26 protein-coding genes are annotated in these 24,411 nt (G+C 63.5%); 5 read left to right on the forward strand and 21 right to left on the reverse strand.

Annotated elements, in window-relative coordinates:
- Window position 1 precedes the first annotated feature (1 nt).
- The 7 genes from QMO14_RS27950 to QMO14_RS27980 all read right to left on the reverse strand — a co-directional run bounded on the left by QMO14_RS27950 (window position 2) and on the right by QMO14_RS27980 (window position 4,362).
- Window positions 2-535: a DUF2840 domain-containing protein gene (locus tag QMO14_RS27950; RefSeq protein ID WP_012436212.1), complete on the reverse strand. Its 534-nt coding sequence runs from the start codon at window positions 533-535 to the stop codon at window positions 2-4.
- Complete coding sequence (locus tag QMO14_RS27955; protein ID WP_012436211.1) at window positions 532-795, reverse strand: hypothetical protein; 264 nt, start codon at window positions 793-795, stop codon at window positions 532-534. The genes QMO14_RS27950 and QMO14_RS27955 overlap by 4 nt, the downstream gene beginning before the upstream one ends.
- A complete protein-coding gene (gene parA, locus QMO14_RS27960; RefSeq protein ID WP_012436210.1) occupies window positions 792-1,430 on the reverse strand; it encodes a ParA family partition ATPase in 639 nt (212 codons plus the stop codon). The genes QMO14_RS27955 and parA overlap by 4 nt, the downstream gene beginning before the upstream one ends.
- A 253-nt stretch (window positions 1,431-1,683) precedes the next feature.
- Window positions 1,684-2,532 (reverse strand): replication initiator protein A, encoded by an 849-nt coding sequence (locus tag QMO14_RS27965; RefSeq protein WP_012436209.1) that lies wholly within the window; start codon window positions 2,530-2,532, stop codon window positions 1,684-1,686.
- 26 nt (window positions 2,533-2,558) lie between these two features.
- The gene (locus tag QMO14_RS27970; RefSeq protein ID WP_012436208.1) at window positions 2,559-2,840 is read right to left on the reverse strand and encodes an AlpA family transcriptional regulator; all 282 of its coding nucleotides are present in this window, start codon (window positions 2,838-2,840) and stop codon (window positions 2,559-2,561) included.
- 83 nt (window positions 2,841-2,923) lie between these two features.
- The gene (locus tag QMO14_RS27975; RefSeq protein WP_012436207.1) at window positions 2,924-3,673 is read right to left on the reverse strand and encodes a DUF2285 domain-containing protein; all 750 of its coding nucleotides are present in this window, start codon (window positions 3,671-3,673) and stop codon (window positions 2,924-2,926) included.
- A 341-nt stretch (window positions 3,674-4,014) separates the two neighbouring features.
- The gene (locus tag QMO14_RS27980; protein WP_012436206.1) at window positions 4,015-4,362 is read right to left on the reverse strand and encodes a DUF2958 domain-containing protein; all 348 of its coding nucleotides are present in this window, start codon (window positions 4,360-4,362) and stop codon (window positions 4,015-4,017) included.
- 223 nt (window positions 4,363-4,585) lie between these two features.
- Here QMO14_RS27980 and QMO14_RS27985 point away from each other — a divergent pair, with 223 nt between their 5' ends.
- Window positions 4,586-4,879, forward strand: coding sequence for a helix-turn-helix domain-containing protein (locus tag QMO14_RS27985; protein WP_012436205.1), 294 nt, complete (start codon window positions 4,586-4,588; stop codon window positions 4,877-4,879).
- Between the two features lie 365 nt (window positions 4,880-5,244).
- Here QMO14_RS27985 and QMO14_RS27990 read toward each other — a convergent pair whose 3' ends face one another.
- The 5 genes from QMO14_RS27990 to QMO14_RS28010 form a co-directional block, all read right to left on the reverse strand.
- Entirely contained in the window at window positions 5,245-5,559 is a 315-nt protein-coding gene (locus tag QMO14_RS27990; protein ID WP_003056203.1) for a DUF736 domain-containing protein, read from the reverse strand.
- Window positions 5,560-6,346: 787 nt separating this feature from the next.
- Window positions 6,347-6,808 carry a DUF6367 family protein gene (locus QMO14_RS27995; protein ID WP_012436204.1) on the reverse strand — a complete coding sequence of 154 codons (462 nt, stop codon included), beginning with the start codon at window positions 6,806-6,808 and terminating at the stop codon, window positions 6,347-6,349.
- 216 nt (window positions 6,809-7,024) lie between these two features.
- Entirely contained in the window at window positions 7,025-7,234 is a 210-nt protein-coding gene (locus QMO14_RS28000) for a hypothetical protein (RefSeq protein ID WP_012436203.1), read from the reverse strand.
- 62 nt (window positions 7,235-7,296) lie between these two features.
- Window positions 7,297-9,336: a ParB/RepB/Spo0J family partition protein gene (locus QMO14_RS28005; protein WP_012436202.1), complete on the reverse strand. Its 2,040-nt coding sequence runs from the start codon at window positions 9,334-9,336 to the stop codon at window positions 7,297-7,299.
- A gap of 65 nt (window positions 9,337-9,401) precedes the next feature.
- A complete protein-coding gene (locus QMO14_RS28010; protein ID WP_012436201.1) occupies window positions 9,402-10,226 on the reverse strand; it encodes a DUF932 domain-containing protein in 825 nt (274 codons plus the stop codon).
- Between the two features lie 524 nt (window positions 10,227-10,750).
- Here QMO14_RS28010 and QMO14_RS28015 point away from each other — a divergent pair.
- Window positions 10,751-11,014 (forward strand): hypothetical protein, encoded by a 264-nt coding sequence (locus QMO14_RS28015; RefSeq protein WP_012204589.1) that lies wholly within the window; start codon window positions 10,751-10,753, stop codon window positions 11,012-11,014.
- Between the two features lie 147 nt (window positions 11,015-11,161).
- Complete coding sequence (locus tag QMO14_RS28020) at window positions 11,162-11,461, forward strand: hypothetical protein (protein ID WP_003056213.1); 300 nt, start codon at window positions 11,162-11,164, stop codon at window positions 11,459-11,461.
- A gap of 142 nt (window positions 11,462-11,603) precedes the next feature.
- Here QMO14_RS28020 and QMO14_RS28025 read toward each other — a convergent pair whose 3' ends face one another.
- The 5 genes from QMO14_RS28025 to QMO14_RS28045 form a co-directional block, all read right to left on the reverse strand.
- A complete protein-coding gene (locus QMO14_RS28025; RefSeq protein ID WP_003056215.1) occupies window positions 11,604-11,882 on the reverse strand; it encodes a hypothetical protein in 279 nt (92 codons plus the stop codon).
- A gap of 63 nt (window positions 11,883-11,945) precedes the next feature.
- Complete coding sequence (locus tag QMO14_RS28030; RefSeq protein WP_003056217.1) at window positions 11,946-12,296, reverse strand: DUF2958 domain-containing protein; 351 nt, start codon at window positions 12,294-12,296, stop codon at window positions 11,946-11,948.
- A gap of 376 nt (window positions 12,297-12,672) precedes the next feature.
- Window positions 12,673-13,743, reverse strand: coding sequence for a hypothetical protein (locus QMO14_RS28035; RefSeq protein WP_003056219.1), 1,071 nt, complete (start codon window positions 13,741-13,743; stop codon window positions 12,673-12,675).
- A 45-nt stretch (window positions 13,744-13,788) separates the two neighbouring features.
- Window positions 13,789-16,044: a ThiF family adenylyltransferase gene (locus QMO14_RS28040; RefSeq protein WP_003056220.1), complete on the reverse strand. Its 2,256-nt coding sequence runs from the start codon at window positions 16,042-16,044 to the stop codon at window positions 13,789-13,791.
- Window positions 16,041-17,234 carry a hypothetical protein gene (locus QMO14_RS28045; protein ID WP_012436200.1) on the reverse strand — a complete coding sequence of 398 codons (1,194 nt, stop codon included), beginning with the start codon at window positions 17,232-17,234 and terminating at the stop codon, window positions 16,041-16,043. The genes QMO14_RS28040 and QMO14_RS28045 overlap by 4 nt, the downstream gene beginning before the upstream one ends.
- An 89-nt stretch (window positions 17,235-17,323) precedes the next feature.
- On the opposite strand from QMO14_RS28045, the gene QMO14_RS28050 reads away from it, so the two are divergent.
- Window positions 17,324-18,226 carry a WYL domain-containing protein gene (locus QMO14_RS28050; RefSeq protein ID WP_012204593.1) on the forward strand — a complete coding sequence of 301 codons (903 nt, stop codon included), beginning with the start codon at window positions 17,324-17,326 and terminating at the stop codon, window positions 18,224-18,226.
- 6 nt (window positions 18,227-18,232) lie between these two features.
- A complete protein-coding gene (locus QMO14_RS28055; RefSeq protein WP_003056223.1) occupies window positions 18,233-19,021 on the forward strand; it encodes a hypothetical protein in 789 nt (262 codons plus the stop codon).
- Between the two features lie 45 nt (window positions 19,022-19,066).
- Here QMO14_RS28055 and QMO14_RS28060 read toward each other — a convergent pair whose 3' ends face one another.
- From QMO14_RS28060 to glnL, 4 genes are all read right to left on the reverse strand, one after another.
- Window positions 19,067-20,203, reverse strand: a complete 1,137-nt coding sequence (locus QMO14_RS28060; RefSeq protein ID WP_012436199.1) for a YhcG family protein — start codon at window positions 20,201-20,203, stop codon at window positions 19,067-19,069.
- Window positions 20,200-21,399 (reverse strand): site-specific integrase, encoded by a 1,200-nt coding sequence (locus QMO14_RS28065; RefSeq protein WP_003056225.1) that lies wholly within the window; start codon window positions 21,397-21,399, stop codon window positions 20,200-20,202. Before QMO14_RS28065 ends, QMO14_RS28060 begins: the two co-directional genes overlap by 4 nt.
- A gap of 202 nt (window positions 21,400-21,601) precedes the next feature.
- A complete protein-coding gene (ntrC, locus tag QMO14_RS28070) occupies window positions 21,602-23,140 on the reverse strand; it encodes a nitrogen regulation protein NR(I) (RefSeq protein WP_301511213.1) in 1,539 nt (512 codons plus the stop codon).
- A gap of 27 nt (window positions 23,141-23,167) precedes the next feature.
- Window positions 23,168-24,247, reverse strand: a complete 1,080-nt coding sequence (glnL, locus tag QMO14_RS28075) for a nitrogen regulation protein NR(II) (protein ID WP_301511214.1) — start codon at window positions 24,245-24,247, stop codon at window positions 23,168-23,170.
- Window positions 24,248-24,411: the final 164 nt, after the last annotated feature.

The raw sequence follows: 24,411 nt of genomic DNA on the forward strand, positions 1-24,411 counted from the left end.
GTCATGACAGCGCTCTCCCGGCCAGCCAGGCGGCGTGCCGCTCGGCGCTGTATTCGGGCAACTGCAGGCGCGCCGCGAGCCGGTTGCCCAGCGTGCGCCAGTACGCGGGCGAAGCGCCAGCAGGCACGATGCCCAGCGCCTCGATGGCGTCGATGCGTGCCAGCACCGCACGCACCGACTGCTCACCCTCGGCGTGCAGCAACAGGCGCGCGCCTGGCTGCACGCCGGGGATGCGCTGCGCGCCATCCATCGACATGCACGCCTGCATCACCATGAGCTGCCAGCGGATCGTGCCGTAGTCGTTGGCCTGCCAACGGATGCGGCAGAGAACCGCATTCGGAGTGAACACCGCGCAGCGGCGCCAGCGATCCAACCGGATGATGTGAGCAGGATCACCGAAGCGCAGGTAGAGGTCGAAGCGTTGGTCGATGTATGCGAGCGCAACGCGCGTCAGCGGCACGCCGTCGGCCACGCCGACAGGCGGGATGGACGGCGGTGCCGATGCAGTCGAAGTCGTTGAGGCGGACGTGTTCATGAGGACTTCTCCGGGAATTCGCGCTCCAGCAGCGCGCGCAGCAGATCGGCCACCGTCACGCCTAGCGTGAAGGCCGATACCTTGATGCGCGCCCGCATGGCGGGCGTGATGTCGAGGGTCAGGCGAGCTGTGTAGAGGTCGCCTTTCTGGAGGTCATCGGCGCTGCCCTGGCGAATCCACGCCTCAGCGTGCGGATTCGCGGGCGGACGCGCGCCGATACCGACGCGCTTTGCCGTGCGCTTGCTGGCGGGACTGCTCATGACGGCCACCGCAGCAGTTCATCGACCAGCGCAGCGATTTCGCGCGCGGCGGCGCTGTCCGGCGCCGTCTCGCGTGCAAGCCGGCCAGCGGCCACGCTGTCGGCGAACACGATGCGCTGATGCATTTCCGCGCGCAGCGCAGGCAGCGGCTGCTCGGCCAGCGCGCCACGTGCCTCGCGTCCGATTACGGTGGTGCTGACGCGCCGATTGATGACGAAGGCCGCGCGCAGCGCTGGCCGGAACACCTGCGCCTCGCGGATCAGCGCCACCATCTCGGCAGAAGCCCACAGGTCGTAGGGGCTGGGCTGAACCGGGATCAGCACGCGCTCGGCCGCCAGCAGCGCGGAGCGCGCCAAGGCGGCGATGCGCGGCGGGCCGTCGATGACGACATGATCGGCCCGCCTGGCGAGTTCTGGTGCTTCCTGATGCAGCGTTTCGCGTGCGAGGCCCACGGCGCTGAACAGCCTTGGCAAACCTTGCTGGCTGCGGCGCTGTGTCCAGTCCAGCGCGGAGCCCTGTGGATCGGCATCCAGCAGGATGACCGACTGCCCGCGCATCGCCAGCTCGCCGGCGATGTGGGTGGCGAGCGTGGTCTTGCCCACGCCGCCTTTTTGGTTCAGCAGCGCGACGATCATGGCCTGGCCCTCCGCGTTGGAAAGCCTGGCTGTTGCAGCTGGATTTCGGGCAGCGTGGTGGTTGTCCACCGTGGCGCGGCGCTTCTACTATCAGTTAGATGTTTTAAGTTAGGGAAGTTAAGGGAGGCCGAAACCCGCGCCAGCATTGGCTTTGCGGCCGATGGACACGCCTGATAGCACGATAGTCCCACGCCTGATAGCACGACACCGGGCACGCCTGATAGCACGAGTCCGTCCACAGGGCGCGCACCGTTTATCCCCGTGCCGCGGACGGCACGGGACGCCCTGGCCGGAACGTCAGCAGCTCGGCGCCATCCAGCCGCTCGATGCCCAGGACGTAGCCCGGTAGCGACTGCCGCGCCACCAGGGCGCGCAGGTCGCAGGCGAAGTCGTAGGGCTTGGCCGTGCTGCCCGACTTGCGGTGCAGGTGCCGGAAGTCGAATTGCCAGCCGCCCGGCTGTCGCCCGCCGTGCTTGCGCACCAGACGGTACAGCCACCGCTCGATCCCGCCCGTCAGCTGGAAATACGCCGGATCGATGGTCAGCACCAGCGCGGCATCGAGCACGCCCGCATAGAACCAGTCCGGCAGGATCAGCTCCAGCCCCAAGGGCGTGCCCTTGGCATCGGCCAGCTCCTTCCACTCGTTGATCCACGAGAAGCGATGCAGGCGCCGCCCAGTCGTCTCGCGGATCGACGTGGCCACCGTCGTGGATTGCAGGCGATCCAGCGCCGCCTTGAGGCGCTGGTAGTCTCGCAGCGACGTACCGCGCCCGATGAAGCGCAGGATCTCGTAGGGCGTGGCCTGCATCAGCCGCGACGGGCGCAAGCCCGCGTCGCGGGCTTCCACGATCTGCGAAGCCGCCCAGATCAGCACGTCCGCGTCCCAAATCGTGGCGATGCCGTGCTCCTGCGTGCCCTCCACGCGGATCGTCACGCCGCTGGCCTGGAAGTCGATGGGCGCCGTGCGCCGCGACTTTGCCAGCGAGAAGAACGGAAAGGCCATCAGGTCCTGGCTGTCGCGCGGCGCCATGTTGCCCGGCAAGGCGCGGAACAGATCGAGCTGTTCGCGCTCCTGCCTGACTGCCCCGGATGGGCTGGACATGGCGAAGGCCACCCGCACTCCAGCGATCAGCGCGCACGGCTGTCCGCCGAGTGCTGCTCGGCGTATTCGGGATCGGACGTGCTCTCGAAGCTGCGATCCGCAGCCCAGGCATCGAGGTCGGCCACGGCGTACATGACGCGGCGGCCGAACTTGCGAAACTTGGGGCCGCCACCCAGCACGCGCTGCTTTTCCAGCGTGCGCGGCGACAGCCGCAGGTAATCGGCAGCCTCGTCGTTGGTGAGATAACGCTGCGGTTGCGCGGCAGCGGTCGAGACAGTAGCGGCAGGCCGCAAGGGAGCAGGACGCATGGTGAGAACCTCCATCGGTTGCAGGGCTCCGGCCACACAGCGCAACCGGATGGAGGCAGTCTCAGAAAACGAAGCCCTCGTGCTCAGGGTCGTTTTGCGCTCTCTTCAAAACGACCCTTCTCAAGCGGCGGCAGTTGTGCTAGGCGGCGATAGCCGCCGCGCATCAGCGCATCGCCGCGCCGCACCAGGCGGCGCACCTTGGAGCGCAGGCCGCCGTCGCTGTACCAACCAGCTGCGGCATCCGCGCCGAACAAGCCTTCAGCTACGTCGCGTAAGGACGCACCCGCCAGGGTCGCATCGAGCGCCTGCAGGGTGTGCAGCTCCAGCAGCGCCGCAGGCGGTGGCCTGGGCCGCGCCATTGGCGCAGGCGTGTCGGGCACATGCGTGGTGCCGTGACCGCGGTGGGCGTAAGCCACGGCCATGCCGTCCTCCAGGCCAGGCGCCAGCGCATAGCGCAGGCAATGGCCTGAACTGCGCGCGATCAGCGCCAGGCCCTTGCCGTCATGCAGCAGCTGCTTGTGACCGGGGATGCACCAGAAGGCGAAGGCCGCAGCGTCAGGCGGCGGATCGGCATCCGGGTGGAGCTGCACCACGGCTTCATGGCCAGGCAGCCAGGCCGGATGCGCGTCACGCGCATCCAGGGCCGGGTCTTCCAGCAGACGCAAGCCCCAGCGATGCGCAGCATCGAGGCGGCGCGCACGGTGGAGCCAGTCAAGCCGGTAATCGGGATGGCGGCGCAGATACTCCCAGGCCAGTGCCAGCGTATCCAGGCACAGCACGTAGAGGTAGGCGGCAGTCGGATACCAGTGCGCGAGGTGGTGCGGTTCGGCCATGACGCAAACTCCCGTAGAGCAGGACGGCCGTCACCGGTTTCACACGCAAACGTCACCGCATCGAACTAGCATCCAATCGTGAATAAGCTGGTAGATTAGTAACTTGCGTGTCAAGACGAAAAGCATCCGATGGATTGCGTGGATCGTCTGAATGCGACGGTGGCGCGCGAGGAAATGCGGCCTCCTGCGATACCCACCGTGCCCGATGGCACGGCCGGCATCATGACTGTTTGCGTCAGGATGGCACCGGTTTGGTGCAACAGTGCGAACTAAGACCTGACAGGTCTGAAGCAAGACCGAAATAGTCTCAATGCGCCCGGCTAGACCGTGGCGCGAACGGCTCAATCGAGGACGGAACCGTTCTCCTTAGCCAGCCGCAGGTACTCCGACAACGGGCGCACCGCCCGGAAATACCGATCCCGCATGACGGGTTGCTGGCGTGGCCCGACGATGGAAGCCAGGTCGGAAAGTTTCACCGTCCCCAACTCGGGCATGCTGATTCCCAGGTCGATCAGGCCGTAGGCCGTGTCGCCATCGACGGGATCGAGCGAAGTCAGCAGCCAGGTGGCGTGCGCATCTGGCGTGAACAACCGCACCACGGGCAACGGGTCATTGGCCAAGCCAGCGGCCCGGACCCGGCCGTGTTCCAGCAGTTGCTTGCGCTCGTCCTCGGTGATGAGCCGGTTCATAGATACCCCCTCATTCGTACAAAACCGCCGAAGAGTGAAAGCGCAGAACCGTATCGGCGGGTTTGAGGAAAGGCACGCAAGCGGCTTTGCGCTTCCGTCCAAAACCGCAGATACGGATTTCCGTAAAAGCACAAAAGCGGTAGGTTTACATGAATGAACACTATAGGTTGTAGTCCTATAGGGCGCAATCGACTGTCATCTTGGATTTTGGGGAGATCCAAGGTTGGCAGCGAAACATACATTGTCGGAGGCACTAAAGACCATCAGGAAAGCGCGTGGATTGAGCCAGGAGGCGTTCTCCGACGTGTCCAGCCGCACCTACATGAGTACGCTGGAGCGCGACCTCAAAAGTCCGACCCTGAACAAGCTCGCCGAGCTGTGCGAGGTCATGGAGATCCACCCGCTCACGCTGCTGACGCTGGCCTATGCCGGCGACGACCTGCAGCAGGTCGATCAACTGCTGGCGCAGGTGCGCCAGCAGTTGGAGACTGTGACGAAGAAGAGTGACACGCCATAGCGTGCGACGTCGCTGGCGTGGCCGATCCGGCGCCGCCGGTTCGGGGACTGCAGGGGCGCCAAGCATCGCGCGGCGGGGATAGGCCGCAGGGCTTTCCCCGGGAAGCAAGCGAAGCGCGCAGCGCCGTAGGCGCGAAGGCGTGAGGGATTGAAGCCGGATGGCCGTGACGGCGAAGTCGGCACGGGGCGCAGCCCGCAAAGCCCGGCGGTGCAAGGCACCGACACGCCCGGCCATTCTTGCAACCGAAGGCTGCAACGCCCAGGAAGCAACTCGACACGGCGCAACCCAGGCGATGGTGTCGCCTCCTTGAAGTGCCGCGAAGGCAGCACTGCGCCCCGCCGCGGTGGACGGGGCGCTGGCGGCCGTCAGGCCGCCTGGGGCTTGCTGCGCGACCAGATCAAGTCGTGCGTGCCGTTCTCGCCTTCGATTAGCCGGGCATAGACCGTTGCCGGAAACGAAGGATCATCCAGGGTCACAGAGATGTACTCCCGCCCAGCTTCGCTGGTCTTCTTCCACGCCGCGCCGATGTCGTGACTGGCCGCCTGCAGGCGGAAGTCCGGGGCCTTCTCGTTGTCGCCCTTGTCGTTGGGCACCAGCTTGACCTTGACGTTGAGCGTCAGGGTGCGAAGCGTGCCGGTGAAGCCGTCTTTGTCTGCGGTGAAGGTGCCGATGTTGGCCATGATGGATCTCCTTTTGGTGGAACAAGGTTCGCGCCCATCGCGTCCTTGTTGTGATCCGGCCGGCGGGGGACGGGCGGGCTGCACCGCTTGCGGGCGCAACGCAGTGGAGCACCGGGAGGAGAAAACAATTTGGCCCGCGAGGAATCTGCGCAGCAGAGGGGAAATTGTTTTCGCTGGACGGTTGCAGCCATGAAGCCCGAGGCGCAGCCGCGCCACCGCCAGGATTCACAACAACACAAGGACGCCTTGGGCCGAACCGCACCGAACGGAGGCAGGGCCGGCTCGGCATCCCCGCACAAAGGCTGCACCGGCTCGCCCACTGACGCGGGCCAGGTCAACCACCCGACGACAAGCGAAAACGCCCCGGCCGCACCGAGCGGCGCCGGTCTTGAGGCGTGGCGTGGAAGCTCCATAGCGAGGCCGGGCGGGCTGTCCGTGAACCGTCCTTCGTGACGTGATGGGTGAGAACCTCCAGCGTTGAGGACGGCACCGATTCGCACAACCTGCCGCAGCAAGCTCCAGCGTGTTCGCCAACCCGTCCATTGCGGCGAGGCACTGGCCGGCCCGATCCGGCACAGCCGGTTCGGTGGTATCGAGGGGCGCCAAGCCTGCGCGGCGGGGATGGGCCTTGCGCCCATCCCCTGGAGGCAAGCGCAGCGCGCAGCGCCGCAGGCGCGAAGGCGTGAGGGATTGAAGCCGGATGGCCGTGACGCCGGAGTCGGCACGGGGCGCAGCCCGAAAGCCCGGCGGCGCAACTCGCCGACACGCTCACCTCACGCTGTCATTCTTAAAGCGCGCGAATGGAAACGTAGGCAACCTTCCCATCCGTGGAAAACCGCACTTCGTCAACCCAAGATCCAGCAACTCCGGGATGGTCAGCGCTTTCGAGCGTGACATTTGGCGGGAGACTCAGAACGCTTCTCGCAATCTCCCTAACGCGCGCCGTGTCACCGACAGAGGTGTTGAAAGACCCCCTGTCGTGACGAGAACCATCGTCATTCCATGAGGCCTGCATACCTTTTGAGCTGGTGTGCTTGCTCCTTGCAATGTGGATGTGACGTTTCAAGGGAATGCTTGGATTTTCCGGGTCAACACGGTACATCCAGTCTTTATGCCCAGAATGTTCCCATCGGCTTTCCAATGTGATTTGCAGGCCGCAGCGCTTCAAAATTTCCGACGTGACTTCAATCAAAATTTCGTCCGGATCTTTCTCTGCGTCAAGGTCCTTCAAAATATCAGCAAGCTTCATCTAGATTCCCTCCTGAAGACACTGTTTTACAAACATGAAGCAAGCAATATGAGGGGGCCAGCCGAAATCTCAATGCCGCACTGAGCCATTGCGAAGGCTGCGGCGTTCTGATTGGGCTATTGGCCTTCAACACCGGGCGCGGCCACCGCCGCGCCCGGATTTTTTGAAGTTCACCGCGCCCAGGGCGGAACGGCCTGGGCGCGGTGTTGACGACGGTTATTCCTTCGTCTCGATGATCCACCACATGGCGCGCACCAAAGCGCGGCCCGTGATGGGGTGAATATCGGTGAGGTCTGCGCGGGCCGTCCAGCCCGAGGGCGGGCGGTAGCCGCGCACGTCGCCATCGCCGTGCCAGCGGCGAGCGCGTACCGTGCCGGGGGAGTAGATCGCCGCCATGCGCGGGCGGCTGGTGGTGGTGCGGGTCATGGGGGGTGCTCCTGACAGCGAAGCGCCCCGGTCGAGGCCGGGGCGCGCGCCTTCAGCGCGGGTCAAGCGGCCAACACTTCAGTGGGTTCATCCGCCTCGGTGGCGACTTCCTCCGCACCGTCCTGCGGGCCTTTCTCGGGCCCGTCTTCCGTCTTGAAGATGGCAGGCATCCAACCCTTGCCGTTCACCAGCCGCTCGGCCTCGCTGGCAATGTCGGCCTTCTTGAGCTTCGCCAGCCGATTGACGCTCTCGGGCGCAAATTCGCCCACGGCTTGCAGAACCACCACCTTCGGAACGTGCTTGAAATACCCTTCGGCGGTCGGCTTCCACCATGCGGCCATATCGAGGCCCACGGCCTGCGCCAGTTCCGCACCGGGTTGCTGCGCCGTGGCGCGCGGTGTCACCACATCAACCGTCGAGGCCACGCACACCGCCAGCAACTTGACCAACTCGCCTTGCTCCATCGCCAGCAGCGCGGCGAACAGTTCGGCACTGTCCTCGGGTAGCTTGCCGCTCCATGCCTCTTGCAATTCGCGCAGTGCCACGGCGGCAGGCGATTCCGGCCAGTCCGGGGCCATGCCTTCCAGCCGGTCCTGCACCGTGAGGCGCACGCCCAGCGGTAGATCGTGGCCGTAGTAGCGGCCTCGCAAGACGGTCTGCACCATGCCATGCATCAGCGCGGCCAGTGCGACTTGCGGATGCTGGGCCACTTCGATTTGCAGCGCAGCGGTGCGATGGGCGCTCAGGCGCTGGGCCAGCCGGTCGGAAATCGCTGCGGCCTTGGGCGCTTCGTCTTCCTCGCCTTCGTCATCGCTGGCAGCATCCGCGCCACTGAACCCTAGGCGCAGCTTTTCGAGCGTGCGCAGCGCCTTGGCCTCGGCCTCGCGCAGCAGCCCGCGATGAATCACGGCCTCGCCGTTGCGGTCAATGGTGACGATGGCCCCGGCTGCGGCCTTCACGTTCGCGGCATATCCCTGCAAGCCATCCTCCAGCGCCTGCAACTGCTCGCCCAGCCGCTCGCCTTCCTCTTGCAGCGCGTCGGCCTTGTCCTCGTCCTCGGCGTCCACCGCGGCATCCACCGCTTCGGCGACCTCCTGCATCTTGGCTTGCAGCTTCTCGATGCGCTGCGCTTCGCGCTTGTTGGGTTCGCGCCGCTCTCTCGGAGCACGCTGGAAGGCGTGCAGGTCAGCGTGGGTCACGCCCGGCGTGGCATCGGCCCAAGCCCAGCCCTCGGCCTTCACTTCGGCGGCGATGCCCGCCAGCTTGTCTTGTGCCAGCCGTTCCAGCAGCGCGGCGTCGGTCAGGTACACGCCCGTATCACCTTCCGCGAACAGGTCGCGGCGGATGCCGCCGCCTGCGGCTTCGTAGCTGTCCAGTCCGACGAAGCGCACCAGAGGATGGTGGTAAGCGTCAATCTCGCGCTCGGTGAGGCGTTCGCGCAGCGCGGACGGCTGACGTTGCCATTGCGGCGCATCGTAAAACGCGCTTTCCTGCGCGGCGTGGTCGTCGGTGATGGAAAGGGCCATCAGTTGGTCAAGGCTCACGGCGTCGGCCCGGTAGTCCGCCATCAGGCGCGGCGAGACGTTCGCCAGCTTCAAACGGCGCTGCACCACCAGCGGCGTGACGGAGAAATCCGCTGCAATGTCCTCAATCGGTCGGCCTTCGGCCACCAGCGCCGCGAAGGCTTCAAACTGGTCGGCCGGGTGCATGGCTTCGCGCTGCACGTTCTCGGTGAGGCTCGCCGTGCGTGCGGTGCCATCGGCCACCTGCAGGCAAGGCACGTCCCAATCCTTGGCGATGCGGTGCTTTTTCGCCAGCAACTTCAATGCGGCCAGCCTGCGCCCACCGGCCACCACCTCGTAATGCAGGCCATCGGCGGCGGGAATCACGATCAGGTTTTGCAGCAGGCCCACGCGCTGAATGGACGCGGCCAGTTCAGGGATGGACATGCGCGGGACAGCCTTGCGCACGTTGCGGCCCGTGGGACGCAGCACCAACCGCGAGAGCGGAACCAGAATCATGTGCTTGCTCGGGTCGGCGGCTTGCAGCACATTGGCGCGGGTGTCGAGGGCTTGGGTTTCGATGTAGGTAACGGCGTTCATGGTGAATCTCCAATCGAGTGAAGCAAGGGAATGGAGGGGAAACCGCCCCTCCGGCGGGGGAACGGCTAAGCTTTGAGGGCGCGCATGCCATCGGCCAGCAGCCACAGGGCGCGGTTCAGTCGAATGTCGGAATCAATGCCCTGCACGGGCCGGGTGCTCTGGCGGCGTCCATTGCTGCTGCGGCCATGCAATCCGCCCTTGGTCAAGTTCTCCTGCGTGCGGTTGAACACACTCCACAGGTCGGGGCGGCGGTCTTCAAACCGGCGCGGCATCAGGATTTGCGATTCCGTGACGGGCGCGGGCTTGTTCGGGTCGTCGTACTTGAGTGCCAGCGCGGCGCGGGCGAACACTTCGGATTCACCATCGTCCAAGGTGATTGCGCGCATGGCATCGCGGGAATCGCGCACGCGGTCAAAGCCGCTCAGTACCTGATACGCGCCTTCGATCACCAGTCCGGCCACGTCGCCTTTGTGGGGCACGCGCACATCGGCCACCGTGTCACCACAAACAAGGCCATTGCTGCAAACGAACCTGAACTGGCCCGCCAGCATCTGATAGCTGCTCGTGCCATCGTGCGAGTTCAGCAGCACAATCTCGTTAGCTTCCGCGCCGTTGATCTGGCTGGCGTGGCGCAGACGCAGCATGTGTTTGGTGTGCTCGCGCTTGCCTTCATCGCGCACGCGGGTCTGCGTCACCATGAAGGGCTGAAACCCCTCCTTGCGCAGTTCGGTCAGAACCGCAGCCGTGGGGATGTAGGCGTACCGCTCGGAACGGCTCTCATGCGGGGCATCCGCGAAGATGGACGGGGCCACCCTGCGAATCTGGTCATCCGACAGCGGGTAGTCGCTGCGCAGCGTCGGGGAGTGGGAGGCGAAACGGGTTGCAAGCATGTCGTTCTCCTGAACAAAAAGGCTGTTGAAGAAAACCGCACACCGGATTCCAAGATTCGGAGCCCAGCCTTTCGGCTGTTCGGTGCGGTCGGCGCGAGGAACCCGGTTGGCCCTGTTGCCACCGTCTTTCCTGAGTTCATCGCCCGCGACGAAAGGGAGCGCGCGGACGGGGGCCGTCAAGGAAACAAGCGCAGGGTGGGGGCGGCCCGCAGGCGCAGCCGAGGACACGGCCCTGCGCGCCTTGACGGCACACGGCCGCGGGCTACAGTCGCGGACAAGGTGATGAAGTCAGGGAAGAGGACTGGACATGGCAACGGCCATCCCACAAGCCGACCGCACGGCAAGCGAAGCGCGCAGGCTCGAAGCTGGAAGCCGGGCCGGAGGCGTCAGCCGAACGGAGTGAGGGAACGATCGAAGCCCGAAGGGGGCGAGACGCCGCAGGCGGCTCGATGCGCTAGCACGAGAGCGCGACCGGCCATCTCCCAGGTGGCCGGGGACGCCCACATGACTTCAATGAAATCCCCGTGGACAGCTACCCACCCAGCCATCGGCAAAATGGCAATGGCATGGACATACGAGCCCTACAAGACGATGAACTGATGGCCCAGGCCCGAGACTGGCGGCAACGGGCACTGCGCGGCGAGAAGGACGCACGCGGCCTCGCGCACGAACTGGAATGCGAAGTGCGCCGGCGCTTCCCCAGGAACAATGCGCCCCATGCACTGCCGCCGATCCAATTGCTCGGCGCCGTGCCGCAAACACCCCAGCGGCGCTGGAAGCCCTGGTAAGCACCGGCTCAAAGGCAGCCCGCCCGCATGACTGCGCCACGGCCGATCGGCGCTGATCCCGAAATCCCCCCGAAATAGCGCGAATTTCGAGTGGCCCGGTCACGGGCCAATGCCTACCGTGGAATCTCCACCTTCTGGAGAACCACCATGAGCGATCCCATGCAACCCGGAACGCCTGCGCCTGGAGCAGAAGGGCCTGGCATCTTTCTGCCGACCCTCATCTGGACCACCGACCGCAAGACGGTAGGCAACGAGATGCAGCGCCTGCTGGGACGGCGCGCACAGCTCAACGTCCTGCTGTCCGCCTCCGAAGAAACGGACGACGGCACCACCTGGTACGCAATGGCCCAGGCCACGCTGAACCAGCTGGACTGCGATATCGAACGTCTCTTCGAGTGGCTGGGCGACTACGAACCCGACACACCCACGCCCGAAGTGCCATCGTAATGTCCGGCATGAAGGGAGCGATCCGGCACCAGCCGGTTCGCTGCGCGAGAGGGGCGCCAAGCCTGCGCGGCGGGGATAGCCCGCAGGGCTTTCCCCTGGAGGCAAGCGCAGCGCGCAGCGCCCCGCCAGGGGCGCGAAGGCATCAGGCCGGGTCGTCGGGGCGCAGGCTGGCTTCCGACACCGGCATCCACGGCGATGACGAGTCCAGCAGGTAGCGCGCACCGCGCGCGTACAGGCCCGAAAGTCCGCTGGGACGATAAAACCCGGTGACGCGGCACCGGAACTGTGCGCCAAACTCGTTGGTATAGATCACCGCGTCGCCGAGCGCAAAGCGCAAGGGCTGGCCGTTCTCCGGTGGGAACGGCTTGAACGCATCATGCTCTGCCGTGATTTCGAGGATGTAGTCGTGGTGGCTGCTCATGGCCTTGACCTCCTGAAATGATTGAGAACGCTCAGGAGCGCCTTGCGGCGCCCCAGAACCAGGTCAGACAACGACACGCCCCGCCAGCCGCGCATCGCGCGCATAGGCGCTCAGCCGCTTCTCGGCACGAAAGTGCAGATCCCGCTCTACCGGCAAGCCCAGCCGCCCGCGCACGGTCGCCAGTTCGGAAAGACTGACCCAGCCGATTTCCGGCATCCCTAGGCCCAGGTCGCAAAGACCGAAGGCGTGATCGTGGTCATCGGGATCAATCTCGGTCAGCAGCCAGGTCGCGCCGGCATCCGGCGTGAACAGCTTGACCACTGGGGCCGGATCGAAGTCCGGGTTCTCCAAGGATTCGCGGCCGTTGGCCAGCAGCACGATGCGCTGCTCGTCCGTGATGAATGCGTGGTTCATGGTGAACTCCTGTAAGGTTACCGGGCGGAATTGCCCAGCCCTTGCAGGGCACGGCGCAGCGCAAGCAGTCAAAGATCGAAGACGGCCGCCAGGCCGCAAGCGCCGAAGGTGCGCAGTCATTGACGGCGAGCACGCCGTGGCACGATGAAGGGAACAGCAAGCCGCCACACCTCACCACGCAGCCACCCCGGTATTGACAAGCGTAGCGCGCAGGTCCGAAGCGTCAGTCCAGATCAGAGCGTCCGGGCTTGAAGCCGGATGACTGCGATTCGGCACGAAGCTCGGGGCGCAGCCCATGAGCCCGACGAAGGAACGTCGGGATGCAGGCCAAGTTGCCAGCAGGCAGTTGAAAAGTGGTGCTGGCCTTCAGGCGCTGTCAATTTTCTTGATCTTCCGGATACGCCGCCTGGGGAATCGGCACCCAGCCATCGCGGGTGATGCCTGCCCCGATGCGTATGTTCTGGCTTTCAGTTGCCGCCCAGTGCCCACCCCGGTGCAATACGGCGCGAATCACCGACTTCCGCGGATGATCCTCATCCGCCTTGGCAGAACTGCATATGGCATTCCAATGGTGCTTGTCCGGCATACTGTTCAACCGTGGGCCGAGCAGTTGATCCAAGACTTCGGTCGAAACGTTGTGTCGCCCGCCGTGATGGGGCACTTGGAAATACCGAATACCTGGCAGCGCGAGTCCCACGAAAGGTGCGTAGTCGATCACCTCCTGCAGTGCTTCACGCCCGGCATCGCCAGTAAGCATGACGCGATGACCGTTCAAGACAGCCGACTGCACCACACTCATTTCATTCTCACGACTGGTCGGCTCAGGCGGGAAATATTCCTCGCCCCACAGGGACTTGATGTAGGCGGTCGCGGCCTTCACTGCCCGGAATATGCTGCTCAGCGCGCTATCAAAAGCACTTTCTTCGACAGCTTCCGGTGTCTTCGCGGAGTCCACGATCAGGTCCAAGTAGCGCCCCAGGGTAGGTGCCATGACCGCGAACGGACCGATGCTCTGCCCCTGAAGGGGGGCATGGATTGGAATTCCCTTCTCCACCGCAATATCCTCAAGAATTGCCGTGGCATCGTAGATTGAGCGCAACTTCCGTCGCAGGGCTTCAACCGATTCATAGGTCTCAAAGCGATCGATCAACTGGTCCGCGTATATCCACGGCCGGTTGATCCAAAGATTCCTGACCGTGCATTGCTCCAGGACTTTTCGTAGTCCGTTGGCGTGATCGCGATCTGGGTGCGTGAGGATCACATGGTCGATGACTGTTGTTCCATAGTACGTCTTCAGATGCTCGACTATCTGATCACCCGTATCCAGATACCCACCGTCAACAACGTGCACGCCCTCGGTGCCATTCACCGAGTAGCGCAGCGTGATCGCGTCCCCGCTTTTCGCTGTTTCGACGCCAAGAAAGTCGATCTCGAAGTAGTCAGCCATACATCCCTCTTGTTTTATGCCAACAAAGTGCCGGTGGCTTTGCACCTACCAGCGATCCACCGCACACGTGAGTCCTGTCGGAGTCCATACCAACGACACGGCCGGAAGGCCGCCAGCATCCTCGGCGATGCCGCGCAATGTATTTCGGTCGATACCCGAATGTGCGCCGCCTTTCGGGTGGCTGTGCCACGTTCCTATAAAGGCGAGATACCCCAAAGAGGCCGCGTTTGCGGCGCGCAAATTTTGAACAAGCCCGTTGGTTCCGAGGACGAAGCGGGCGGCCTCTCGAACACTGTCAGGCGGTGCCTCAACAAGGCCTGCAATGGTGATGGTTCGATTTTCAAACGAGATGCGGCCGATCAAGGCGCCGCCTGTTTCCAGAGCACCCCAGCGCAGCGCATCAGCATGGATTGCTTGCGCAACTGGGGACAGGACCCGAATGTTCCAGCCACCATCGTCTGCGACTTCAAGCGCAGTGGTCGGGCCAAGGCTGGCGCGGGTCCATGCCATTCCAAGGCCTTCGGCATCTGAGATTCCGGCGCAAAGCGTCGCTTCCTTCGGAAGCCCATCAACGAGCCATCGTTCCAGTTGCAGGCCGGCCAGTGACGTCGACCGCGAAACAACGGCGTCAGACATAGGCATCGTCAGCGAACGACAGTTGTCACCCACGAAAATCCGAGTCGGCTCAGACGTCTCGCCGGCAATCGACGCACGCAGTTCCGGTGCAAACCGGCAGCACTCGAACAAGAACGCCGTGAGGTCGTCAACTCGGCCGGCACGGCCAGCTCCTTCGAGCAATACCGCCACACAGCGCCCCTGACCATACATCGCGATCCGTGCCAATCGGGCTGGGGATTGATCCAACGCTGCCGATTGTGTTTCTGCAGCCAGCACCTGAAGTGACGCCGTCGCATCCACGATGAGGGCCGCATCCTGCGGAACGGTTGCCGCAAACTGTTCCGGATCGACCAAAAGAGTCACTGCGTCGGTGTCGAACGCTCGCGATTGAAGATGCGACAGCGATTCAAAGGCTGTCTTCATCAGCGCCGACTTCCGAGGCGGAACCAGAACTGATGCCCGCTCAATGAGTGCATGCCGCGCGGCGTTGTGAGGCGACATGGGTTCGTTGTCGACGAAAGTCATCGAACCAAAGCCCGCTCGCCCCAGTTGCATCGCGACTTTCGATCCCACGCTTCCGCAGCCGAGCACGACCAGCGGCTGTGATGTGGCTGCGTATGGAATGCCGGACGTCCTTGCCAGCAGTTCAGGAGACAACGCATGCGCGTGAAAGGCCGGGTGAACCGTGGCGTTACGCTCCAGGAGCGATTGAGCGTTGAGTTCATAGCGCACCACATAGGGCAATACCTCGACACTCCTCCCTGGCGAGCCCACAAGCGACGCTGGCCTTTGCACAGCCAGAATCACAATCGCGTACAAACCATGCACCCAGCCATGCGAGTCCTGTCGCATATCCAGGATTGAGCGTCCGAAATAACCGTCCACTTCCTGGGCCAAAGCGTCGCGATCAATACCAAGCTCCGCTGCTCGATCGAGCAGCGTCGCGAGATCGACAACTGTCTCTGGTTGATAGCGTCCGATCACATGCGGGAGGCCGTCGGTCATCGGAGCGCGCGCGATGAAGGCCGCGGCATGGCCGTTCCCCCATTTGCCCAGCTTGTCGTTGTGAACATCCTGATAAAACACAGGATCGACTTGTGCGGTCAGTTCGGCGTTGATGATGGCGTACAGACCGCCATCGATCGTCACGTAGCCTGCGGGAACCACCAGAATCGTGCCGTCAGCGGGAGCGGCGGCCGCGACCTTCTCGGCACTGAATACAACGGTCGAAGGACAGCTGTCTCGGCGCGTTGGTTCCCACCCCTGCTCCAGGTCCAGGAGTGTTCCGGCCGCGGCCTTGTGCAGCCAGTCGATCAACTGATCGACAACGGCGTCCAGGCCAAACCGATGCAGCAGCTCGTTCAACGACCCTTCGAATAGGCACGGCGAGACTAACTCGCCTTGGCGATGGGGGTTGATGTGCGGCAAGTTGAGCGGGAAGTCCGCACGTAAGAAGGGCTCGGGTGCAGACAGGGGCCAGTCACTACCGAATACCAGCACGCACGTCTCGACGGTGCGCACTCCGGTCTCAGAGATACCATTGCGCCGAGACCTGTTCGGCAGTTGGACCGCAACATCGACTTCAATCTCCGTCGATGCACCAGTTGTCCTTGGCTCGCCAACGCGGATAAGGCCTCGATGCCGCTGAAGTTGATGCAGTGCGTCTGCGATGGTGCCCGTCATGATGCTCCGTGCGGCATGGGGGTGCGCGCAGAGGTCACCACGGCAGCGGCCTTCGATCCGGACTCCTTCTTCGCGGGAGGTTGCACACCCTGAGCGGTTACGGTGAAAACGAGCGGTTCCACGGACTTTTCGCTGGGGTACTCGCCTGTGCAGTAGAACTCGCCTTTTGCTTCGTCCACGATCGTCACGTACTCACGCTTCGCACGGATGCAGGGCGGATCGCTGTCATCATCTGCAATCGGCTTGCAGCTGGCGACGATGACGGCGCCGTCACGGGTCTGCGAAAGCGCCTTGCGAGCATCAGCATCGAGCTTGGCTTTTTCACGGTAGTCGGACCAGCTGTCATAGGACAGCGAATGCCAGGAACAATGATGAGGCGCCTGCATGATGTCGTACTCAAGCACATCTGCTTCAGCCTTGTGGCGTTGCCACTGGCGGTTCCAGATGAACACCTCAGCATCGCCACCAGTAAGGAATTTCGCACCATCCGGCGTCTGCGCGTCAGCCGCCAACGTGATGTTCAGAATAACGCTGGACTGGTTCTTGACCAGGCACTCTTCCTCTTCCTCGTCATCCTGGGCGTCCAGTGGAGCCAAAAGAAACGCAGAAAAGAATGCGGAACTCTTGCCATTGATCGTTGAAAAGCGCGTGTCCACCTTCCGCACAATCGAAGTGAGATCATCGGTTTTTCCGTCGATGTCCTCGCCCATGATCTGAATGCGGTCACCGTTCCCGACGGCGAAATTCTTGTCACGGTTCAGTTGCACGCGCCGACGCGCCTCCGTGTTGAATGCCTTGGCGTCGTCGCTCAAGGTGTGCGTCTTGCTGGCGCGTCGAAACACGATCGGGGACGACCACATCTCGCGGATCACGATTTTCTTGTCCTTGTCGTCCTTCTTGTCGTCCGGGTACTTGTCGAGTGGCCCTAGGTAGAAGTGTCGCTTCAACCCTCGGCAATGGTCTTGATCCGGGTGGCTCAGCAGGAACGCATCGACATACGGCCTGCCGTTCTCATCCTTCTTCAGTCGTTCGCGCAAATCCTTGGCGACATCGCGCGCCTCCCCGTCAGGGTCGTCGGCGTCTTGCCTGATGTTTACGTCGATCAGCAGAGTCGTCGCGTCGAGATCGCCGAACTTGATGAGGGTCATGTCCCCGTTGTCGACGGGAAAAAACGTGATGGTTGTAGGCACTGGGGTCTCCGGGTAGACGACCGAAGGATGATCGCGTATAGTTAATGTACGACGATTTTTTATATCCGTCTACTTTTTAGGCGTGACTGATGCAAAAACCTTCCTTTCCTGCCGCCGAACCTGCTGAGCCTAAGGGGCTAAGTTGGGGGCTGGAGAGCAGACTTCAATTCATCGATTTCCGTCTGCGCTGGGAGCGGCGCATCAACCGGATGGATCTCACCGAGCACTTTGGTATTTCGGTCCCGCAGGCATCGCTGGACATTTCCAAGTACATGGAGTTGGCGCCGAGCAACCTGACTTACGACCGCAGCTCCAAGACCTACACGGCAGCGCAGAGTTTTCACCCGCTTTACCAACGAAGCTCGGCGCAACGCTATCTAGCAGAACTGCTAGCGACAAAGATGGGAATTGTCGAGCCGACGGCCAGCTTCATCGGCTCCGCGCCGGAGACAGATTGGGCCCCGTCCCCTTGGCGCACGATCAATGAGCAGACCGTCGAAGCAGTGGTGCGCGCAATCCGCCAGCAGGAATCCATTCTGGTGAGCTACCAGTCCATGACGTCGTTGGATGAATCGGTTCGCTTGCTGTCTCCCCACGCCCTTGGCAATGACGGTTTTCGCTGGCACATGCGCGCGTTTTGCCACAAGCGCCAGCGCTTCAGCGATTTCGTCCTTGCTCGAATCCTGCGCATCGATGGCTTCGAGGCGACCCAAGTGGACTCCAACCAAGATTCGCATTGGCAAACTGTATTGACGCTGGTACTTGCACCGCATCCCGATTTGCCTGCAGCCAAGAAACGAGTCTTAGAGTTGGACTACGGCATGGAAGATGGAGAGGTCAAACTTCCATGCCGCCAAGCGTTTCTGTACTACACGCTGAGACGTTTGGGTTTGCATACCAAGGAAGCACCAGACCCCCTCGCACAGCAGATCACGCTGAAAAACCGCGATGAAATCCAACCCTATATCGACGCCTTGGCGGCACAGGCCTGACTTCACATGACAACAATTTTTGAACTGGTCAAAGACCCCTACGAGCGCAAGGCACGTGTTATCCCTGGCCTTCTTGTGGCCTTACCCGTGCTGGTGCCGCTGTTGTGCGTCTACGGGGCTCGGCACCCTGTGCTTACAGGTGTGATCGGCCTGCTGGGCGGCTGCGGCGCTATCTATGCACTCGCGAGCGTAGCGCGCGGACGTGGTAAAAAACTTGAAGAGATGCTGGTCTCAAAATGGGGTGGCATGCCCACGACCATCGCACTACGCCACCGCGACAAGTTCCTTGATGGTGTCAGCAAGCAGCGTTATCACACGGCGATCACTGCCAAGTTGGGTATCGCCATGCCAACGGCAGAAGAAGAATCAGCAAACCCAGACAAGGCAGACGACATCTACATCGGTGCCACTAAGCGGCTTCGCGAACTCACGCGTTCCAACAAGCAGCTCTTGCTGAAAGAGAACATCGCCTATGGATTTCATCGCAACATGCTGGCGATGAAGCCTGTCGGTATCCTGTCGTGCCTCATGGGCGTCGTCTACGGATTGTTGATTGCAAAGATTTTGCAGGTAGCACCTCTCCAATTTGACTTGGTGCACCTTGCCGATCCAGGGCTTGCCGCAGGCTTGACATTGCTCATTTCGCTGGCGCTACTTGCCGCATGGCTACTGTATTTCGATCAGGACGCAGTAAGGCGGATGGGATTCGTCTATGCGGAACGTTTGTTTGAATGTTTGCCGTCGTTGCCTTCTTCCTCCTCACGGAAGAAAGCCGTAAAACCGACTACAGACTGAGGTTCTGCCCAATCTCCAAACAGGCGTATAGCTCCGCAGGTGTGTCTACCGCTTCCACGTCTTGGGACGAATCGTTCCGCGAGACTCTAGCAAGAGCCGCGTGCTTTCCAGTTCCTTTTGCAGCACATCGGTATCCGGCAGAACCATCCGGTAGTTCGCCGCCATGACCTTGGTGGGTAAGCCCTCCAGCGCATACCGCGCCAGGGCGAGCCCCTTGTCGGCACAAAGAATCAGCCCCACCGGCGGGTTCTCCTCGGGATAGGCCCAGTGTTCCTTGGCATAGTTGCAGTACATGTGCATCTGGCCTACGTCCGCATGCGTCAGACTCCCCAGCTTCAGGTCGATGATGACCAGGCAGCGTAACTTGCGATGGAACAGCAGCAAGTCCACCCGATACCAGGTCTGGTCGATGCGCAAGCGCCGCTGCCGTCCAATGAAGGTGAACCCTTCACCCAATTCGAGCAGGAAGTCTTCCAGCCGCCGGATCAAGGCGGCCTCCAGATCGGACTCCGAATACTCGTCCTTGAGGTCGAGGAACTCCAGCACATAGGGGTCTTTGATGGCATCGCCGGGCGCGACGGCATCTTCGGGCTTGGCCACCGCGCCCTTGGCCAGCATCGCCGCCTTGTTTTTCGACAGCGCCGTGCGCTCGTAGAACTGGCTGCCGATCTGCCGATCCAACTGGCGCACGCTCCAGCCGCCGCGCAAGGCCTCGGCTTCATAGAACTGGCGCGCATGCTCGTCCTTGACCGACAACAGCCGCACATAGGCCGACCACGGCAGCGTGAAGACCTGCGCCAGCTCGTCCAGCCGCCAAGGCCGCACTGGCTCCGGGGAAGATTCGCCAGACACTGTCTGGCGAATTGGCCGGGTCAGAAAAAACGACCGCATCTGCTGCAGGTTCTGACGGCTGAAGCCACGGCCGAACTGCTGGGTGAGGTCGCTTGCCAGCCGCTCGATCAACTGCTCGCCATAACCCGCGCGCCGCTTGCCCTGTTGCTCGGCCTCCACGATGCGGCGGCCAATCTCCCAGTAGCTGGCCGTCATCAGCGCATTGACGCTGCGCGCTGCCGTCTGGCGCGCGGCATCGAGCAGATCCACGATGCCGCCGTGGATGCTGGCGTAGCCGGCAGGCACGGCGGCGGGTGCGACTCCCGCCATCGCAGGCGCCTTCTTGGTCATGCAGCCACCTCCGCAGGCCGCTGCGCCTCGGTGATCGTCTTGCGCCGGTTCGCCACCAGCTCGGCCGCCTTGCGCACCGGATCGTCCTCGGTGTGGACGTAGCGCATGAACATCGCCACGGTCTTGTGCGCCGTCAGCGCCATGCCGACCTTGACCGGGATGCCCGAGTTGGCAATGTCGGTCGCGGAGCGGTGGCGGATGCCATGCGTGCCGACGTGCGTGGCGCCCGCCGCCTTGAGGGCGCGGCTCCAGCCGCCGTAATACTCGCCCGTGGTCAGGTGCTTGCCGGGATGGCTTGGAGACGGCAGCACATAGGGAGTGCCTTCCTGCCGTGGCGCCGTCGAGAGCAGTCGATAGGCTTCCTCGCTCATGGGCTTGGACATGCCGCCCGTCTTGCTGTCCGGCCAGACCACGCGGCGGTTGTCCAGGTCCACCCAATCCCATCGGAGCGTCACGATTTCGGAGCGGCGGCCGGCGAACTCGAATTGAAGGCGGATCGCCAGCGGGATGACGTAGTTCTCCAGACCCTCGGCTTCGATGTGCTCCAGTCGCCGAAACAGCTTGCCCATGTCCTCGTCGCTGATGAGGTGGGTGGCCTTGCCGTTGGGGTACATCGGGACGTGGCGGCAGGGGTTGGTGCCGTCAGGCCGGTGGCCCCACACCTCGGCCAGGTTGAACATCTTGCGCATCACGCTGAAAGCACGGTTGGCCTCGGCCGGCTTGTGCGCCATCTTCTTCATCGCCGTGGCCACGTCCGGGCGCTTCACGTCCTGGACCTTCAAACGGCCCAGCATCGGAACGATGCAGCGGTCGATGACGGCCTGATACCCGCGCTGGGTGCTGGGCTTGTTGCGCTGCTTGGAGTAATCCTCCATGAACTTGGTACACAGCTCCTTGACCGTGGGGGCTGAACGGGCGGCGGCCTTGGCCGCGCTGGGGTCGCCGCCCCGGCGCACCTCGGCCAGCCATTCCTGGGCCAGCGAGCGGGCCTGCTCGACGGTCAGTTCCCCGTACAGGCCCAGGGCGGGCTTGCGCCGCTCGCCAGCGTTCGTGCGGTACTGGAGCATGAACACCTTGCGGCCCGCTGGTGTAACCTTGCACAGGAAGCCGGGCACCAGCGTGTCCCGGAGTTCGACGGCCTGCGCCTGGGGTTGTGCCGCATCGACTGCGGACTTGGTGAGCTTGAGTTTTGCCACGATGACTCCTCGGAAAGACCCGATTCCCAAGAGCCATGTAGGGGCCATCAGAGGGGAAGCCGGGTCAGGTTTCGGAAAGCACCGGCATATGTTGGACTCGCCTAAGTTATTGATAAACCTGCTGTATCGGGCTTCGGCGTAGTCCAGCAAAGTTCGGTGCTGGAGTCATGGTGAAATGAAAAAGGCCCTGCGAGGGCCTTTTTCATTCGATGCCGAGTTCCTGGATCTTCCGGGTGATGGTGTTGCGCCCGATGCCGAGCTTCTGAGCGGCCTCGATGCGGCGGCCGCGCGTGTTGGCCAGCGCGGTGAGGATCAGCCTGGACTCGAAGCGGCGCGAAAGGACGTCCCACACGTCCGTTCGGCCAGCCGCCAGCAGGGCATGGGCTTCGACTTCGAGGCCGCTTTCCCAATTGCCGCTCGTGCTGGCCGCGGGCGCATGGGCGTCGGCGGGCTCCGCAACGGCGTGCATCGAGGGCAACGCCTCGCCGCCTGCCAACGGCAGCGACGGCACCGGTTGCGCCGCCACGGCGACCGGGGCTTCGGCCACCGCGTGTGCTTCGACGCCAGTGCCGCCAGCCATCACTTCCGGTGGGAGATCCTTTGCCTCGATCAGCTGGGCCGGCGCCATCACCGTGAGCCAGTGGCAGATGTTCTCCAGCTGGCGCACGTTGCCCGGGAAGTTGAATGCCGCCAGCTTGGCGAGCGCCGCATCGGAAATCCGCTTGGGCTCCACGCCGAGCTGGCGCGCGCTCACCTGCAGGAAGTGGCGCGTGAGCGCGGGCACGTCCTCGCCGCGTTCGCGCAGCGCCGGCAGGCGCAGGCGGATCACGTTGAGGCGGTGGAACAAGTCTTCGCGGAAGCCGCCGAGCTTGACGCGCTGCTCCAGGTCCTGGTGGGTCGCCGCGATGACGCGCACGTTGGCCTTCACCGAGTTGTGGCCGCCCACACGGTAGAAATGGCCGTCGCTCAGCACGCGCAGCAGCCGCGTCTGCAGGTCGAAGGGCATGTCGCCGATTTCGTCGAGGAAGAGCGTGCCGCCCTCGGCCTGCTCGAAGCGGCCGCGGCGCATGGTCTGCGCGCCGGTGAAGGCGCCGCGCTCGTGGCCGAAGAGTTCGCTCTCCAGCAGGTCCTTGGGGATAGCGGCGGTATTGATGGCCACGAAGGGGCCGTTGGCGCGTGGCGAGTGCTTGTGCAGCGCGCGCGCCACCAGCTCCTTGCCCGAGCCCGACTCGCCGGTGATGAGCACCGTGACGTTGCTCTGCGAAAGCCGGCCTATGGCGCGGAACACGTCCTGCATGGCGGGCGCCTGGCCGAGCATCTCGGGCGCGGCGACCATGCGTTCTTCGGCCACTTCCTCGCGCTGGCTTTCGTCGACCGCGCGGCGAATGAGCTCGACCGCGCGCGGCAGGTCGAAGGGCTTGGGCAGGTATTCGAAGGCGCCGCCCTGGAAGGCCGAGACGGCGCTGTCGAGATCGGAGAACGCCGTCATGATGATGACGGGCAGGCCCGGATGCATGGCCTTGATCTTGTCGAGCAGGTCGAGCCCGGAGCCGCCAGGCATGCGGATGTCGCTCACCAGGACCTGGGGCGCCAGCTGGTCGTCGTCGGCGGCCTGCTCGAGTGCCGCCAGAACTTCGCGCGTGTTGGTGAAGCTGCGCGTGGGCAGGTCTTCGCGCAGCAGGGCCTTCTCGAGCACGAAGCGAATCGATTGGTCGTCATCAACTATCCAGATCGGCTTCATGCATCTCCTCTGTTGCCGGTGGCTGCGCTAGGGCAGCGGTATCAATATCTTGAAATCGGTTCGGCCCGGGACGCTGTCGCACTCGATCACGCCGTGATGCTGTTGCACAAAAGTCTGTGCGAGCGTCAATCCCAGCCCGGTCCCGCCTTCCCTGCCCGATACGAGCGGATAGAAGATGCGGTCCTTGATCGTGTCCGGCACACCCGGTCCATTGTCGATTACATGCAATTCCAGTGCCAGTCGATACCACTGCTTGTTGAAGATCACCTGGCGGGCCACCCGCGTCTTGAAAGTGATCTGCGCGTCACCGGCCGCGCGGCGCTCCGCCAGCGCCTGCGCCGCGTTGTGCGCGATGTTCAGCGTGGCCTGGATGAGCTGCTCGCGGTCGCCGCGGAACTCGGGAATGGAAACGTCGAAGTCACGCTCGATGTGCAGGTCGCGCGGAAACTCGGCAAGGATGACCGAGCGCACGCGCTCGCAGACTTCATGGATGTTGACGTCGCCCACCACGTGCGGGCGGCGGTGCGGCGCCAGCAGCCGGTCGACCAGCGTCTGCAGCCGGTCGGCCTCGTGGATGATGACCTGGGTGTATTCGATGAGGTCGCGCGACTCGACTTCCATCTGCAGCAGCTGCGCCGCGCCGCGAATGCCGCCCAGCGGGTTCTTGATCTCGTGCGCGAGGTTGCGGATGAGCTCCTTGTTCGCCTGCGCCTGGTCGATGAGCCGCTCCTCGCGGTCCTGCCGCACCTGCTGCTCCAGCGGCGACATCTCGATGATGAGCTCGCCCTTCTTCTCGCCCTGCGCGAGCGAGACCTGCACCGGCATCAGCTCGTGGTTCACGCGGCGCAGGAAGGCTTCGTAGCGAAGCGCGGCGAAGTCGTTGCTGCTCACGCCGTCGATGGCGGTGCGCAACACCTGCGGCTCATGGAAGCAAGCGCCGAACTGGGAGCCTTCGAGCGTGCGGCGCGATGTGCCGAGTGCGTCCTCGAGTCCTGCATTGGCGAACAGGACCGAGCCCTTGCCGTCGACCACAGCGATCAGCGTGGAGAGCAGGTCGAAGGACTGGAAGCGCGAATTGGCGCCGGCCGCCTTCTTTCCGAACACCATGACAGCGGCTACTGCTGGTTCGGCTGCTTGGCCGGCAGGCGTCCGATCTCGCGGCGGATGCCGGCGATGTCGCTCTCGTTGCGCGCCAGCTCGGCCTTCATCTCGGCGACGAATGGACCCCTGCGCTGCCGCCCAAAGAAAGAAACTGAGAAGAAACCGAACCA

Source organism: Variovorax sp. CAN15, assembly GCF_030462475.1.
In the GTDB taxonomy this organism is placed as follows: domain Bacteria; phylum Pseudomonadota; class Gammaproteobacteria; order Burkholderiales; family Burkholderiaceae_C; genus Variovorax.